This window comes from Paraburkholderia hospita, assembly GCF_002902965.1.
In the GTDB taxonomy this organism is placed as follows: Bacteria; Pseudomonadota; Gammaproteobacteria; order Burkholderiales; family Burkholderiaceae; genus Paraburkholderia; species Paraburkholderia hospita.
In genome coordinates, this window is record NZ_CP026106.1 from 2,958,283 (window position 1) to 2,973,520 (window position 15,238).

Annotated in this window: 13 protein-coding genes; all 13 read right to left on the reverse strand. The window is 64.1% G+C overall.

Features of this window, described 5'->3' with window-relative positions:
- Positions 1-192: 192 nt before the first annotated feature.
- Complete coding sequence (gene purF / locus C2L64_RS31840; protein ID WP_007579608.1) at positions 193-1,743, reverse strand: amidophosphoribosyltransferase; 1,551 nt, start codon at positions 1,741-1,743, stop codon at positions 193-195.
- Between the two features lie 135 nt (positions 1,744-1,878).
- Positions 1,879-2,373: a CvpA family protein gene (locus tag C2L64_RS31845; protein ID WP_007579610.1), complete on the reverse strand. Its 495-nt coding sequence runs from the start codon at positions 2,371-2,373 to the stop codon at positions 1,879-1,881.
- 7 nt (positions 2,374-2,380) lie between these two features.
- Complete coding sequence (locus C2L64_RS31850) at positions 2,381-3,307, reverse strand: SPOR domain-containing protein (protein ID WP_007579611.1); 927 nt, start codon at positions 3,305-3,307, stop codon at positions 2,381-2,383.
- 27 nt (positions 3,308-3,334) lie between these two features.
- Positions 3,335-4,645 (reverse strand): bifunctional tetrahydrofolate synthase/dihydrofolate synthase, encoded by a 1,311-nt coding sequence (gene folC / locus C2L64_RS31855; RefSeq protein WP_007579612.1) that lies wholly within the window; start codon positions 4,643-4,645, stop codon positions 3,335-3,337.
- Between the two features lie 121 nt (positions 4,646-4,766).
- Positions 4,767-5,639 (reverse strand): acetyl-CoA carboxylase, carboxyltransferase subunit beta, encoded by an 873-nt coding sequence (gene accD, locus C2L64_RS31860; protein WP_007579613.1) that lies wholly within the window; start codon positions 5,637-5,639, stop codon positions 4,767-4,769.
- An 81-nt stretch (positions 5,640-5,720) separates the two neighbouring features.
- Entirely contained in the window at positions 5,721-6,536 is an 816-nt protein-coding gene (gene trpA, locus C2L64_RS31865) for a tryptophan synthase subunit alpha (RefSeq protein WP_007579614.1), read from the reverse strand.
- A gap of 37 nt (positions 6,537-6,573) precedes the next feature.
- On the reverse strand, positions 6,574-7,488 hold the full coding sequence (locus C2L64_RS31870) for a DNA-methyltransferase (protein WP_007579615.1): 915 nt from the start codon (positions 7,486-7,488) through the stop codon (positions 6,574-6,576).
- An 11-nt stretch (positions 7,489-7,499) separates the two neighbouring features.
- Positions 7,500-8,693: a tryptophan synthase subunit beta gene (gene trpB, locus C2L64_RS31875; protein WP_007579616.1), complete on the reverse strand. Its 1,194-nt coding sequence runs from the start codon at positions 8,691-8,693 to the stop codon at positions 7,500-7,502.
- Positions 8,694-8,755: 62 nt separating this feature from the next.
- Complete coding sequence (locus C2L64_RS31880) at positions 8,756-9,463, reverse strand: phosphoribosylanthranilate isomerase (protein ID WP_007579617.1); 708 nt, start codon at positions 9,461-9,463, stop codon at positions 8,756-8,758.
- Positions 9,460-10,263 carry a tRNA pseudouridine(38-40) synthase TruA gene (gene truA / locus C2L64_RS31885; protein ID WP_007579618.1) on the reverse strand — a complete coding sequence of 268 codons (804 nt, stop codon included), beginning with the start codon at positions 10,261-10,263 and terminating at the stop codon, positions 9,460-9,462. The genes C2L64_RS31880 and truA overlap by 4 nt, the downstream gene beginning before the upstream one ends.
- Positions 10,263-12,569, reverse strand: coding sequence for a FimV/HubP family polar landmark protein (locus tag C2L64_RS31890; protein WP_007579619.1), 2,307 nt, complete (start codon positions 12,567-12,569; stop codon positions 10,263-10,265). The genes truA and C2L64_RS31890 overlap by 1 nt, the downstream gene beginning before the upstream one ends.
- 146 nt (positions 12,570-12,715) lie before the next feature.
- On the reverse strand, positions 12,716-13,837 hold the full coding sequence (gene asd, locus C2L64_RS31895; protein ID WP_007579620.1) for an aspartate-semialdehyde dehydrogenase: 1,122 nt from the start codon (positions 13,835-13,837) through the stop codon (positions 12,716-12,718).
- A 300-nt stretch (positions 13,838-14,137) separates the two neighbouring features.
- Positions 14,138-15,205, reverse strand: coding sequence for a 3-isopropylmalate dehydrogenase (gene leuB, locus C2L64_RS31900; protein ID WP_007579621.1), 1,068 nt, complete (start codon positions 15,203-15,205; stop codon positions 14,138-14,140).
- Positions 15,206-15,238: the final 33 nt, after the last annotated feature.

Consider the following 15,238-nt stretch of genomic DNA (forward strand, 5'->3'; position numbering starts at 1 on the left):
GCTATAAGCGCGATGGCTGTGCTGCTGCTCACCGTTCGCTTTAGCTGTTTTGGGTTTCCCCGCGTCCGCAAGCTGAGATCAAATCGACGCAAGACCCGATGGTAACACTGCGCCCGGGTTTTCGCGCCGGGTTTCAGAGGCTGTTGCAGCGCGCGAAACCGGTTGACCCGATGTTCGCGCGCTTACAACGCGTTACTCGACCGACAGTTGCAGGTGCAATTGCGAACGCGCAGCGCCGCCTTCCATCGCGTCGCTCGCCGCGTCGCGATCCGATTGCGCAGACGGTGCGAGACGCGCGGTTTCGATGCGGTCGAGGTACTCCGTCGTCACGTCGCCCGTGATGTAGTTGCCGTCGAAGCACGACGCTTCGAACTCCTTCAACGCCGGGTTGATGTCGCGGATCGCGTTCTTCAGCGCGTCGACGTCCTGGTAGACGAGGAAATCGGCGCCGATCAGGCGCGCCACGTCTTCGTCCGAGCGGCCGTGCGCGACGAGCTCGCTGCGCGTGGGCATGTCGATGCCGTAGACGTTCGGAAACTTCACGGGCGGCGCCGCCGACGCGAAGATCACCTTGCTTGCGCCCGCATCGCGCGCCATCTGCACGATTTCGTGCGACGTCGTGCCGCGCACGATCGAATCGTCGACGATCAGCACGGTCTTGCCTTTGAACTCGATGCCCATCGCGTTCAGTTTCTGGCGCACCGACTTCTTGCGCACCGCCTGGCCCGGCATGATGAAGGTGCGGCCCACGTAACGGTTCTTGAAGAAGCCTTCGCGATATTCGACGCCGAGTTTCGCTGCGACCTGCATCGCTGCCGGACGCGACGAATCGGGGATCGGCATGACGACGTCGATCTTCACGTCATCGGGGAGTACGCGCAGGATCTTCTCGGCCAGATAGTCGCCCATGCGCAGACGCGCGTTGTAGACGGGCACGCCGTCGAGCACCGAATCCGGACGCGCGAGATACACGAGTTCGAAAATGCACGGGTTCAGGCTCGCGTTCGGCGCGCATTGCTGCGCGTGGAAGTTGCCTTCGAAGTCGATGAAGATCGCCTCGCCCGGCGCGACGTCGCGCACGAACTCGAAGCCGATGCCTTCCAGCGCCACCGATTCCGACGCCAGCATCCATTCCGTGCCCGACGCCGTTTCCAGCTTGCCGATGCACAGCGGGCGGATGCCGAACGGGTCGCGGAAGCCGAGCAGACCGTAGCCGGAAATCAGCGACACGATCGCGTACGAGCCACGCACGCGGCGATGCACGCCCGTCACGGCCTTGAACATCGCTGCCGGATCGAGTTGCAGACCCGTGCTCGCCGTGTGCACTTCGTGCGCGAGCACGTTGAGCATCACTTCGGTGTCGGAATTCGTGTTGATGTGGCGACGATCGATGCGGAACATCTCGTCTTTCAGCTGCTGCCAGTTGGTCAGATTGCCGTTGTGCGCGAGGATGATGCCGAACGGCGCGTTCACGTAGAACGGCTGGGCTTCCTCTTCGCTCGACGCAGACCCCGCCGTCGGGTAACGCACCTGGCCGATGCCGCTGTTGCCGGGCAGGCTGCGCATGTTGCGCGTGCGGAACACGTCGCGCACCATGCCGTTGGCCTTATGCATGTGGAAATTGTTGCCGTTCGCGGTGGCGATGCCGGCCGCGTCCTGACCGCGGTGCTGCAGGAGCAGCAGGCTGTCATAGAGGAGCTGGTTGACGGGTGACTGGGAAACTACGCCTACGATGCCGCACATGGCATGTCCTTCAAAGGGTACGAAATTCGATCAGTGCGGCCTGCCTGGGAGACAGCCGCGCGCGCCGTGGTTCTGCTTGCTTCACCATCGGCCCGCCTTGTCATCCGCCTTCGCCCTTTGCGTGCAACGCGATCGTTACACGTGGACGTAGGCGGCGAGCGTTTCGGGAAGCAGAGGCTTCAACTCTCGCACGCCCTGCTCGGCGTAGGGCCGCAGCAGCGCGTTGCGCCAGAATTCCTGTTTGGGCAGTTCGGTCAAGCCACCGAGGGCGACCAGAACCAGCACCAATATGACCCCGCGTACGAGGCCGAACACCAGTCCAAGCGAGCGATCCACGCCGCCCAGACCGGACACCTGCACCAGCCGGCTCAGCAACGCGTTCGCCACGCTTGCCACCAGCATCACGCCAATGACGATCAAAGCGAACGCGATCAGCCACTGCGTCAACGCGCCGCCCGGCCAGTTCGCCGGCACGTAGGGTACCAGCAGGCCCACGAAACGCGCCGCCACCAAGAACGCGACGATCCAGCCGATCAGCCCGAATACCTCGGACAAAAACCCGCGCCACGTTCCGCGCATGGCTGACAGGGCGATCACCGCCATTACAGCGTAGTCGAACGCGGTGAACATCGCCGGATTACTGCGCAGCGCCGTTGTTCGCGCCCGACGTCAGACCGGCCTCGCGCACCTTCGCGATTGCCGCCGACGCCGCCGCACGGTCCGCAAACGGACCGGCGCGCAACAGGGTTCGACTGGAGCCGTCAGCCTGCTTGCGACGCTCTGTATATGCGGGCACACCCGCCGCTTTCAACTTGGTCGCCCACGCGTGTGCGCTGGCATCGTCCTGAAACGCGCCGAGCTGAACTGCGAAGCGGCTGCCCGGAGGCGCCGCGGGCGTACCCGTTTCGGTGCCCGACGCGGCTGCTTGCGCCGTTTCCGTGGCTGCGGGTTTCTGTTCCGGTTTTGCCGCGGGCTTTGCGTCAGCCTGCGGTTTCGCTGCGGGCTTTGCAGCCGGCGCGTTGTTGGCGACGACAGCGGGCGCTTGCGGCTTCGCAGGCGTCACCGCGATTGGCGCGTTCTTGCTGTTGCTGCCGTCGCGCTGCGATGCCACGGCGCCCGTAGCGGCCGCGCCCGACGCAGCGGGCGCGAGACCCGAGGCCGCCAGCGCGGCGTCCGGCGCGGCGGGATTGTCCGGCGCGACGGCGGCTTGCGTGTCGTTGTCGACCGACGCGCGCGGCTTCGGCGCAGGACGGCTTGGAATGTCGATGGAAATGTCGTCGGTGACGGGCTTCGGATGCGAATCCAGCACCATCGGCAGAATGACGACGGCAGCGATCACCAGCGCGATTGCGCCGACGAGGCGGCGTCGCGCGCGCTGCTTCTCGGGAAGCGTGGGATCGAGCAGCATCGCGTCGGCGTCGCCGGAACGGTCCGTGCGGCGGCTGCGCCGTTCGACGCGTTCCGCGCGTTCAGTGCGCTCGGCACGACTACCGCGACTGGAACTGGAATTTGCGCCGCGCCGTGTCGGTGCGTCGTCTTTCTTGCCGAACGAAAAAATACCCATGAATGGCTTGGTTCGAGGCCCGCGCGTTCAGTGTTGCTGCGATTTACGGTAGGCCATGACGCCTGCAACCGTGAAGAAGCTGCCGAAGACCACGATTCTATCATTGTCCGAGGCTCGTTTTAGCGCATCCTGGAAAGCTTCTGCTGGTGTCGCAAAACGCGTCACGCTGCAATCCGGGCCGTCGCTGACGCCCGCATCGCGCAGCGCCGTTTCCAGCTCTTCCGCGCTGGCGGCACGCGGCGTCGGCAGATCGGTCACGTTCCAGTGATCGATCTCGCCTTTCAGATGTTCGAGCACGCCGGCGATGTCCTTGTCGCGCATCGAGCCAAAAACCGCGTACGTGTACGGAAAAAATCCCATATTGCCGAGATTTTGACCCAACACGGCAGCTGCATGCGGGTTGTGGCCGACGTCCAGCACGACCGACGGCTTGCCTGGCAACACCTGGAAACGTCCCGGCAGCTCGACATTGGCGAGACCCAGACGAATGTCCTGCGCCGACACGGGCAAACGGTCTCGCACCGCTTCGAGCCCTGCGAGCGCCGCAGTCGTATTGAGCAGCTGATTCGCGCCGCGCAGCGCCGGATAGGCCAGTGCGGACCGACGCATCGTCGGGCCGATGTAGCTCCACTGCTGGCGCTCGTTGCCCGGTTGCGCTTCGTAGCGGAAATCACGGCCGAACAGCCACAACTCCGCGCCGACTTTCTCCGCATGATCGATCAGCGTTTGCGGCGCAACGGGGTCCGCGCAGATCGCCGGCCTGCCCGCGCGGAAAATGCCCGCCTTTTCGAACGCGATTTTCTCGCGCGTATCGCCGAGGAAGTCGGTGTGATCGATGTCGATGCTGGTGATGATCGCGCAATCGGTATCGAGGACGTTGACGGCATCGAGCCGCCCGCCGAGCCCCACTTCGAAAATCACCGCGTCCAGCCCGCGCTCGGCGAACAGATGCATGATCGCCAGCGTCGTGAACTCGAAATACGTCAGCGAAACCGCCTCGGGCAGCGACTGGCGCGCCTTCTCGACGGCCTCGAAGTGCGGCAGCAGTTCGGCATCCGTCGCTATCTGGCCGTTGATGCGCGCGCGCTCGTTGAACGCGAGCAGATGCGGCGACGTGTGGCAGCCGACGGTGTAACCCGCGCGCAGCAGGATCGATTCGAGAATCGCGCAGGTGGAACCCTTGCCGTTCGTGCCGCCGACGGTGATCACCGGGCACGCGAACTTGAGGTCCAACGCGTCACGCACCTTGCTGATGCGCGCGAGGCCCATGTCGATTCCGACAGGATGAGCGGATTCCAGGTGCGTGAGCCACGCGTCGAGTGTGGGGTAAGTGGTCATCTGAAAAACTGGCAGTGCGGACCGGAATTATCCTAGAAATGACAACGCGCCGCTTGGAGACTTCTCGCGGCGCGTTGGTTGTTCCTGTCAGCCGTGCGTTGCGTCACGGCCAAGGACGGCGTCAGGCGACCGCGTCAGCCGGCTGGCGCGTCAGCAGCGCCATCAGTTGCGCGATTTCTTCGCGCAGCTTGCGACGGTCGATGATCATGTCGATCGCGCCCTTTTGCATCAGGAATTCGGCGCGCTGGAAGCCTTCCGGCAGCTTTTCACGCACGGTCTGCTCGATCACGCGCGGGCCGGCAAAGCCGATCAGCGCCTTCGGCTCGGCGATCACGACGTCGCCGAGGAACGCGAAACTCGCCGACACGCCGCCCATCGTCGGATCGGTCAGCACGGAAATGAACGGCAGCTTGGCTTCGGCGAGCTTGGTCAGCATGGCCGTGGTCTTGGCCATCTGCATCAGCGAGAGCAGGCTTTCCTGCATCCGCGCGCCGCCCGAGGCGGTGAAGCAGATGAACGGCACGTGCTGTTCGATCGCGTTTTGCGCGCCGCGCGCGAAGCGCTCGCCGACCACGGAACCCATCGAACCACCCATGAACGCGAATTCGAAGCACGCGACCACGACGGGCAGCGTATGGATCGCGCCGCCCATCACGACCATCGCATCGGTTTCGTCGGTTTCGTCCATCGCCTCTTTCAGGCGGTCGGGATACTTGCGGCTGTCCTTGAACTTGAGCGCGTCAACCGGCAGGATTTCCTGGCCGATTTCATAACGGCCTTCCGGATCGAGCAAGCCGTCGAGCCGTTCGCGCGCGCCGATCCGCATATGGTGGTCGCACTTCGGGCAGACGTGCAGATTCGCCTCGACGTCGTTGCGGTACAGCACCGCTTCGCACGCCGGACATTTGATCCACAGCCCTTCCGGAATGCCCTTGCGGCTCTTCGGGTCGGTTTGCTTGATTTTCGGCGGCAACAGTTTGTCGAGCCAGCTCATGATGATTCCTTCCAGGATTCGCGATACCAAAGACGGCGCAGCAGGAACCGCGCCGCCATGTTAACCGCGACAAAATGATGTTTATCGGGCAGTCGCGCCGATGCTGTCGAGCGCCTGGCGAATTTCAGCAATGAAACTCGTCAGCTTGCTCGCAGCGGACTCGGGTGCTGCTTCTTCGAGCAACTGCACGATACGGCTGCCGATCACGACGGCATCGGAGACTTCGGCCACGGCACGCGCGGATTGCGCGTCACGAATGCCGAAACCGACGCCTACCGGCAGCGGTACGCGCGACTTGATGGCCGGGATTTTACCCGCGATGCTCAAAACGTCCAGATTTGCAGAGCCCGTGACACCCTTGAGCGATACATAGTAGACGTAACCGCTAGCGATTTTACCAACCTCCGCGATGCGCTCGTCCGTCGACGTGGGCGCGAGCAGGAAAATCGGATCGATCCCGGCCGCCTTCATCTTTTCGGCGAAGATACCGGATTCTTCGGGCGGATAGTCGACAACCAGCACGCCGTCGACGCCCGCTTCCTTCGCGGCAGCGGCGAACGCGTCGGCGCCCATGCGCTCGATGGGATTCGCGTAGCCCATCAGCACGACGGGTGTCTTGTCGTTGGTTTCGCGGAAGCGCTTGACGTCGGCGAGCACGTGTTTCAGCGACACGCCCTTTGCCAGCGCGCGTTCCGACGACTGCTGGATCACGGGACCGTCGGCCATCGGGTCGGAGAACGGCACGCCGAGTTCGATGACGTCAGCGCCGCCCTTCGCGAGCGCGTGCATGAACTCGACAGTGCGCGCCGGATCGGGATCGCCGGCGGTGATGAACGGAATCAGACCTTTCTTGCCCTGCGCGGCCAGTGCCGCGAACGTGGATTGAATACGGGACATGGAATTTTCTCGAAGTCGATGACTGCGCGGTTTGGCGTCAAGCCGTCGTCGTAGTGTTGGCAACGGCTGCTTTCCGGCGCGAAACGGGTTCCGGCGGATTTGCCGCCAAACTGACACGTTCTCGCGCTATCGCGCAGTAACTTTCATTGATCTCATAGCCGACGAATTCGCGCTTCTGACGGGCGCAAGCGACTGCCGTCGTGCCGCTCCCCATGAAGGGATCGAGCACGCGGCCACCCGGCGGACAACTGGCCAACACCATTCGCTCGACGATTTCGAGCGGTTTTTGGGTCGGATGGTCGACGCGTTCGGCGTGTTGCCGGTGCAGACGCGAGACCGACCAGACGTCCTTCGGGTTGTAGCCCATCTCCAGCCACTTGCTTCCTTCGAACAACTTACGCGAACGCGCCTTCTTCGTGGCGGCATCGTATGGGATACGGACGGGATCGAGATCGAAATAATAGTCTTTCGACACCGCGAAATAACCGATGTTGTCATGCACGGACGTAAAGCGGCGCGTCGTGCCGCCCATGCTCGGCACGCGCCGGTCCCAGATGATCTCGTTGACCATCGTCAGGCGGCTCTTCAGAAACACGAAGATTTCCGGCGCGTACTGCCATGTGCAGAAGATATACAGCGAACCCGACGGCTTCAGCTTCGAAATGGCGAGTTCGAGCCAGGCACGCGTCCACGCGAGAAAATCCTCGCCCGAGCGCATGTCGGAATCATTGCCATAGTCCTTGCCGAGGCCGTACGGCGGATCGGCGACGATCAGATCGATCGAGCCGTCCGGCAGGTTCGCTGCATCGGTCAGAAAATCGCGGTTCAGGAGCTCGATGCCCGCAGGCACCGGCAACAGCGGCACAGCGCCCGCGCGCAACGCCTCGGCAACGCCGGCTTCGGCGTCGCCGTCCAGCGCGGGCGGCTGCGGCTCCTCGAACTCGTCGCGCATCGCCTGGGCGCTCAGAACTGGATGCCCGATCGCTCGGCGACCGTGTGCATGTCCTTGTCGCCCCGGCCCGACAGGTTCACCAGAAGGATTTTGTCCTTCGGCAAAGTCGGCGCGAGCTTCGCCGCGTACGCGAGCGCGTGGCTCGACTCCAGCGCGGGGATGATGCCCTCGATCCGGCAGCAGTCGTGAAACGCCTTGAGCGCCTCTTCGTCGGTGATGCCGACGTATTCGGCGCGGCCGCTGTCCTTGAGCCATGCGTGCTCGGGACCGACGCCCGGATAGTCGAGACCCGCCGACACCGAATGCGTCTCGATGATCTGGCCGTTCTCGTCTTGCAGCAGATACGTGCGGTTACCGTGCAGCACACCCGGGCTGCCGCCGATCAGCGACGCCGCGTGACGACCCGTGTCGATGCCGTCGCCGGCGGCTTCCACGCCGATCAGCCTCACCGATTTATCGTCAATGTACGGATAAAAGATACCCATCGCATTCGATCCGCCGCCAACGCACGCAATCACGGCATCCGGCTGACGGCCCGTGAGCTCGGGCATCTGCACCTTGCATTCGTCACCGATCACGCGCTGGAAGTCACGCACCATCATCGGATACGGATGCGGCCCTGCCACCGTGCCGATGATGTAGAACGTGTTTTCGACGTTCGTGACCCAGTCGCGCATCGCTTCGTTCAGCGCGTCTTTCAGCGTGCGCGAGCCGGATTCGACGGGCACGACGGTCGCGCCCAGCAACTTCATCCGGTAGACGTTCGCGGCCTGGCGGCGCACGTCTTCCGCGCCCATGTAGACGATGCACTCCATGCCGAAGCGCGCCGCGATGGTGGCGGCGGCAACGCCGTGCTGACCCGCGCCCGTTTCCGCGATCACGCGCGGCTTGCCCATGCGTTTGGCGAGCAACGCCTGACCGATCACGTTGTTCACCTTGTGCGCGCCCGTGTGATTCAGGTCTTCGCGTTTCAGATAAACCTGCGCGCCGCCGAGCAGTTCGCTCCAGCGTTGGGCGTGATAAACCGGGGAAGGACGACCAACGAAGTACTTCAATTCGCGCTCGTATTCGGCGATGAAGTCAGCGTCCTGGGAGTATTTCTCGTAGGCCTGGCGCAGTTCGTCGAGCGCGTGCATCAGCGTCTCGGCAACGAACACGCCGCCATATTGGCCGAAATGGCCACGTTCATCGGGTAAATTGTACATATTCCGTCACTCTTCTCAGCTTGCCGCCATGTCCGCGCGCAGAGCGCGGTGCGGCCTGGGAATCACCGGGCGTCCGCTTCGCGCACTGCGCGCACGAACGCCGCCATCCGGGCGTGATCCTTCACGCCCTTTGCACCCGGCACCTCGATGCCGCTCGAGACATCGACCGCGTACGGGCGCACGCGATGAATCGCATCACTGACGTTTTGCGTGTTCAACCCACCACTCAAAACGGCCCGACGCGCGAGCTCTTGTGGAATAAGTGACCAATCGAAGACCTTCCCGCCGCCGCCATAGCCTTCGACGTGTGTGTCGAACAGAAGACCACTGGCAGCTGAATAGTTAAGCGCCGATTCTACCAAATCGGCCGGTTGAGTATCTGCCGCAATCCGCAACGCGCGCAACCAAGGCAAACCCGCAACGCCCGCCAGCTTTTCGCACTGCTCGGGCGTTTCATCGCCGTGGAACTGCAGCATCGTCAGCGGCACGTTGCAGGTGACTTCGCCGAACCACTCCGGCGTCGGATTCACGAACAGTCCAACAATCGACACGAACGGCGGCACGACCCGCGTCATCTCGACCGCCTGCGCGATGCTCAACGCGCGCGGGCTGGGCGGGTAGAACACGAGGCCGATCGCATCGGCGCCAAGGGCGACGGCATGGGCGACATCGGCGGCATTGGCGAGGCCGCACAGCTTGATGCGCGTGCGGTGCGGCACGGTGTCGGTGGCGGGCGATACGCTTGCGGCTTGAGTGTCGGCGGAAGTCATGAGTCGGTCCAAACGGTACTCCACGGAACGCTGCCCGCCTGTGGTGCAGGCACGGCGAACGCCTCAGGATAGCCCACTTGAGCGAGATACAGCCCGTCGGGCATGAAGGTGGGCGCCGCGCGTTTCCGGTCGCGGCCCTGCAGGACCTCCGCGAGCCACGCTGCCGGATAGCGCCCGCGGCCCACGGCCACGAGACAACCCATCAGGTTACGCACCATGTGATGCAGGAAGGCATTGGCCCGGAAGCGGAAGTGGATGAAATCGCCCTGTGGCCGGATATCGATCTGATACAGATGCTTGACGGGCGTCTTCGCCTGGCATTCCGACGAGCGGAACGCCGAGAAATCGTTCTCGCCGATCAGGCAGGCGGCGGCATCGCGCATCGCGTCGACGTCGAGCGGCGTGTGAATCCAACCGGCGCGACCCGTGAGCATCGGCGAGCGCACGGGATGCACGTACAGCACGTAATAATACGTGCGCTCGAAGGCCGAAAAGCGCGCGTGAAACGTATCGGGCATCGGCTTGGCCCACTGCACGGCGACTGTCGACGGCAAGAACGCGTTCGTGCCGCGCACCCACGAAAAGTCGCTGCGGTCGAGTTCCGTCTCGAAATGCGCGACCTGCCCGAGACCGTGAACACCCGTATCCGTGCGGCCTGCCACGACCGTCTGCAGCGGCGTCTGCGCGAATTCGCGCAGCGCCCGTTCGAGTGCGTCCTGCACGGTCTTACCGTGCGGCTGCGACTGCCAGCCGCAAAACGCCGCGCCGTCGTACTGGATACCAAGCGCGATCCGAGCCATCACGAAAGCGGCGCGAGTGTCGACAGCAACGCGCGTGCGTCGGCGCGCGTGTCGACATCGTTCGATTCGATGACTTCGTTGATCAGCGTGCGCGCGCCGACGACGTCGCCGAGATCGATGTACTCCACAGCCAGGTCGAGCTTGTTGCGGGCGATGCGCGCGACTTCGTCCGGCGTGAACGCGGGCACGACCTGCGACGGCGACGGCGGCAGTTCCAGGTCGAAATCGAGTTTCAACGCGCCGAAGCGCGCCGCGCCCAGACCGGCGACGGCGGCCGCACCGGCCGTGCCGGCGATGATCTCGTCGGCGACAGCAGGCGCCTGCGGCACCTGCGCCGGCACCGCCTGTTGCGCCGTGATTTCGGGCGCGACGACGGGCTGCGTCACAGCGGGTGCGTCGGTTGCCGAGCGCTCGACGCGCGGCGGCAAAGCGAAGTCGTCGATGCTGTCGAGCGCGCGCATCGCGTCGCGCGGGAATGCGTCCGGCACAGCCGGCTCCAGCGGCGGCGGCGCGCCGAGCGGAAGCGACGCCGACGCGCGTTGTTCCGCTGCGTCCTCGGCGTCGGCTGGGTGCAGTTCATTGAGCTCGGGCAGCGGCTCGATCAGTTGCTCGTGCTGCCCGGCCGGTTCCACATGACTCAACTGGATGGGCGGCGCAATGGACGCGGTAGGTTGCTCGAACGTGGGTTCGTGCTGCCCGGCTCCCGGCGTCGCGCCAAGGTCGAGTGCGAAAGGCTTGGGTTTCGCGCCGGATTCGTCGTGCGGTGCCTCGATCGGCTCGGCAAAATGCGGCTCGACCGGTTCGTGGATCGGCTGCTCGTCGAGCGGCAGTTCGGCGGATGGCGTATCGGCGGCGAGTTTGCTCGTCGTCAGTTCCTGTTCGCGCGCGGCCTGTTGCCGTTCGGCTGCTTCGGCAGCACGCGCTTCTTCGCGTGCCGGATCGAGCGATTCGCGCGGCAACGCATCGGCGCCGAGCGTTGCGGCGGCGTCGAGCGCGGCGTCCGCGGATGCGCTGTCGAACGTTTCGGGCTCGGGCTTCGGTGCTGCGTCGTGATCGAATGCAGGCGAAATCGCAGCAGCCGCAACAACCGTAGCCGGACCGGCCTCGCGCGACCCGGTTTCAGACGGTTCGTGCAGCGACGCAGCCGGCTCATCGCTACGCGCGACTGCAACCGGCTCGACGGCCGTCGGCGCAACTGGCGTTTCATCTTCGCGTGCAACGTCGTCGTTCGCCACTTCCTGCGCGCGCGCGGCTTTGCGACGCCGGCGCATCGTCAAACCGGCCAGCAGCGCCACAAGCGCCGCGCCGACGATAGCCGCCACGCCCAGATATTCCTGCGAAATGCCCATCGGCTGGTTCGCGGGCTGCGTTGCCGCCGGCGCAGCAAGAGCGGGTGCGCCAGCGCCGGGCGTCGCGCTCGACGACTGCGTCGCGCCCGGTGCCGTCGGCGCGTTTTCGTTTGCGCCCGGCTGCTTGCCGATACCGTGCTTCTGCAATTCCATCAGCACGCGGTTCTTCAGCGCGAGGAGTTGCTGCAAGCTCGACGGACGCGGCTGCGACGCGGGCTGCGCGTTGCTGGTTGCGGGCGTACTGGGCGACGTAGCAGCGGGCTCGCTGCCCTCGATGGAACCCGTGTATGAACGCGTGCCGCTCGCACCCGATGCCGAAGATGCAGCCGCGCCGCTCGTGGGCAGCGCGCCGGCTGCAGGCGCGGACGTCGCCTCGGCCGTGGCCGGCGCGCTAGCGCTCTGCGTTGGAATCGTGGCGGCCGCTTCGGCCGGCGACGACGCGCCGGTTGTCGCAGCACTCGCGCCAGCAGCCGTTGCAGCGGGCACGGATGCCGAAGTCGTCGCGGCAGCGTTGTTGGTAGTCGCAGCCTGCGCCGCCGCGCCGGACGCAGCAGAGGCGGCCGTCGCAGCCGACGCCGCGCCGATGGCCACCCCCGTCGCATCGACGGCAGGCAGATTCAGGACAGCGCCCAGCCGCAACCGGCTTGGATCGTGCCCCATGAACGCGTTCGGATTCGCGTCGAAGATCGCTTTCCCCGCACGCGCCAGCACGGCGCGATCGTGCGACTGCGTCATCGCGACCGCAGCGTCATTTAGCGATTGCCCCGGCTGAACGGTGAACTGCGTGCCGCCGGAAGCAGCACCAGCCGGTGCGCTCGCCGCCGCAGTGGCCGTGGTTTGCGCGTATGCCGCGCCCGGTATCGAAAGTGCACCGGCAAAAACGATCGCGACCGCTGCCGCGATCCGATGCGAGCCGCTGCGTGTGGCGGCGGGAATAAGAGGGAATCGGGCCGTCATCGGGACCTTTCGTGCGCGGTCGTGCGGCGCATGCTTAGAAGTGTTGGCGACAAGATTCGGAAATACACAATAAAAAAGCGCCGCGAAAATCGCGACGCTTTTGGGGAGTTTTCTACGCGTCGATCAGTTAACGCGCGTAGTTTACTTTACTTGTCGAGCAGAATGCGAAGCATCCGACGCAGCGGCTCAGCAGCGCCCCACAGCAACTGGTCGCCGACCGTGAATGCCGACAGATATTCGCCACCCATCGCGAGCTTGCGCAGGCGGCCGACCGGCACCGTCAGCGTGCCCGTCACCACGGCGGGCGACAGATCGCGCATCGACGCTTCGCGCTCGTTCGGCACGACCTTCACCCAGTCGTTCGCCGAAGCGAGAATGCCGTTCACTTCGTCGAGCGGCACGTCCTTGTTCAGCTTGATGGTCAGCGCCTGCGAGTGGCAGCGCATTGCGCCGATACGCACGCACAGGCCGTCGACGGGGATCGAGCCCGGCTCGCCCATCGCGGGCTTGCCGAGAATCTTGTTGGTTTCCGCGCCGCCCTTCCACTCTTCCTTCGACATGCCGTTGCCGAGATCCTTGTCGATCCACGGAATCAGCGAGCCCGCGAGCGGCACGCCGAAGTGATCGGTCGGCATGCTGTCGCTGTTCATGGCCGACAGCACGCGGCGGTCGATATCGAGAATGGCCGACGACGGATTGGCCAGCTCATCCTTCACTGCGCCGTGCAGCGTGCCCATCTGGCTCAGCAGTTCACGCATGTTTTGCGCGCCCGCGCCGGAAGCAGCCTGATACGTCATGGCCGTCATCCAGTCGACGAGGTTTTCGCGGAACAGGCCGCCCAGCGCCATCAGCATCAGGCTGACCGTGCAGTTGCCGCCGATGAAATTCTTCTGGCCCTTGACCAGCGCGTTCTTGATCACGTCGAGGTTGACGGGATCGAGAATGATGACGGCGTCATCCTTCATGCGCAGCGACGAAGCCGCGTCGATCCAGTAGCCGTTCCAGCCCGCTGCGCGCAGCTTTGGGAACACTTCGTTCGTGTAGTCGCCGCCCTGGCAGGAGATGATGGCGTCGCACTTCTTCAGGTCGTCGATGCTTGTCGCATCTTTGAGCTTGGTCTCGTTTTTGGCAAACGACGGCGCATTGCCGCCCGCATTGCTGGTGCTGAAAAACACCGGTTCGATCAGATCGAAATCGCCTTCCTGTTGCATGCGTTGCATCAGGACGCTGCCGACCATGCCGCGCCAACCTACGAGACCTACGTTCATGACTTCATACCCTTCGAGTGGACACTTCCCCGCATCTTTGCCCGCAGTGACCGCGCGGGGAAGATGGGCGGGCACGACGGACGATCAGCGCTTCGTGATCGTTTTCGGGGTAATCGTTTTGATGGTAATGGCGAGCGCAACCACGCGGGCCGTTTTGCCGCGCAGTGTCGAAATCGAGGAGATTTGAGGAATCGTCGCCATCACATGAGTCTACACGAAAACCCGTTTTTTGCGGCACGGGCGCCGCGATTTGCGTGAATCCGCGCAAAATTGGCAGATTCACGCGTGTTTGCTGAAGAATTACAGCGCGGCCACCACGGCGTCGCCCATCGCTTCCGTGCCGACCTGCTTGCAGCCCGGCGTGAGAATATCGCCCGTGCGATAGCCTTGCTCCAGCACCTTTTTCACGGCGCTTTCGATACGGTCGGCCTGCTCGGCCCGGTTCAGCGAATAACGCAGCATCATCGCGGCCGACAGAATCGTGGCGAGCGGATTCGCAATGCCCTTGCCCGCGATATCCGGCGCCGAGCCGTGCGAGGGCTCGTACAGACCCTTGTTGTTCTTGTCGAGCGAAGCCGACGGCAGCATGCCGATCGAACCCGTCAACATTGCCGCTTCGTCCGACAGAATGTCGCCGAACATGTTGCCCGTAACGATCACGTCGAACGATTTCGGCGCCTTCACGAGCTGCATTGCCGCGTTGTCGACATACATATGCGACAGCTCGACTTCCGCGTATTCCTTCGAGACATCGATCATCACGTCCTTCCACAATTGCGACGTTTCGAGCACGTTCGCCTTGTCGACCGACGTCAGCTTCTTGTCGCGCTTCTGCGCCGCCTGGAATGCGACGTGCGCGATGCGGCGCACTTCGGGTTCCGAATAACGCATCGTGTCGAAGCCTTCTTTCGCGCCTTCGAACGGACCGTCCGGCGCTGCACGCACACCGCGCGGCGAGCCGAAATAGATGTCGCCGTTCAGTTCGCGCACGATCAGGATATCGAGGCCCGATACGATTTCCGGCTTCAGCGACGACGCGCCCGTCAATTGCGGATAGCAGATCGCCGGACGGAAGTTCGCGAACAGTTGCAAATGCTTGCGCAGGCCCAGGATTGCCTGTTCTGGACGCAGCGAACGCTCGAGCGAATCGTACTTCCAGTCGCCAACCGCGCCGAACAGGATCGCGTCCGCTTCCTTCGCGAGCTTGAGCGTGGCTTCCGGCAGCGGATGACCCGCCGCCTCGTAGCCCGCGCCGCCGACGGGCGCTTCTTCCAGCTCGAACTTCTCGCCGAGCACGTTCAGAACCTTGACGGCTTCCTTGACGATTTCCTTGCCAATGCCGTCGCCCGGCAACACTGCGATCTTCATGCGTATTCCTTGTTGGTTTCTGTCTGGGCTGGA

Excerpts from the sequence above, each read along its gene's own strand:
- purF (WP_007579608.1), bottom strand. The coding sequence starts at position 1,743 with ATGTGCGGCATCGTAGGCGTAGTTTCCCAGTCACCCGTCAACCAGCTC.
- C2L64_RS31845 (WP_007579610.1), bottom strand. The coding sequence starts at position 2,373 with ATGTTCACCGCGTTCGACTACGCTGTAATGGCGGTGATCGCCCTGTCA.
- C2L64_RS31850 (WP_007579611.1), bottom strand. The coding sequence starts at position 3,307 with ATGGGTATTTTTTCGTTCGGCAAGAAAGACGACGCACCGACACGGCGC.
- folC (WP_007579612.1), bottom strand. The coding sequence starts at position 4,645 with ATGACCACTTACCCCACACTCGACGCGTGGCTCACGCACCTGGAATCC.
- accD (WP_007579613.1), bottom strand. The coding sequence starts at position 5,639 with ATGAGCTGGCTCGACAAACTGTTGCCGCCGAAAATCAAGCAAACCGAC.
- trpA (WP_007579614.1), bottom strand. The coding sequence starts at position 6,536 with ATGTCCCGTATTCAATCCACGTTCGCGGCACTGGCCGCGCAGGGCAAG.
- C2L64_RS31870 (WP_007579615.1), bottom strand. The coding sequence starts at position 7,488 with ATGCGCGACGAGTTCGAGGAGCCGCAGCCGCCCGCGCTGGACGGCGAC.
- trpB (WP_007579616.1), bottom strand. The coding sequence starts at position 8,693 with ATGTACAATTTACCCGATGAACGTGGCCATTTCGGCCAATATGGCGGC.
- C2L64_RS31880 (WP_007579617.1), bottom strand. The coding sequence starts at position 9,463 with ATGACTTCCGCCGACACTCAAGCCGCAAGCGTATCGCCCGCCACCGAC.
- truA (WP_007579618.1), bottom strand. The coding sequence starts at position 10,263 with ATGGCTCGGATCGCGCTTGGTATCCAGTACGACGGCGCGGCGTTTTGC.
- C2L64_RS31890 (WP_007579619.1), bottom strand. The coding sequence starts at position 12,569 with ATGACGGCCCGATTCCCTCTTATTCCCGCCGCCACACGCAGCGGCTCG.
- asd (WP_007579620.1), bottom strand. The coding sequence starts at position 13,837 with ATGAACGTAGGTCTCGTAGGTTGGCGCGGCATGGTCGGCAGCGTCCTG.
- leuB (WP_007579621.1), bottom strand. The coding sequence starts at position 15,205 with ATGAAGATCGCAGTGTTGCCGGGCGACGGCATTGGCAAGGAAATCGTC.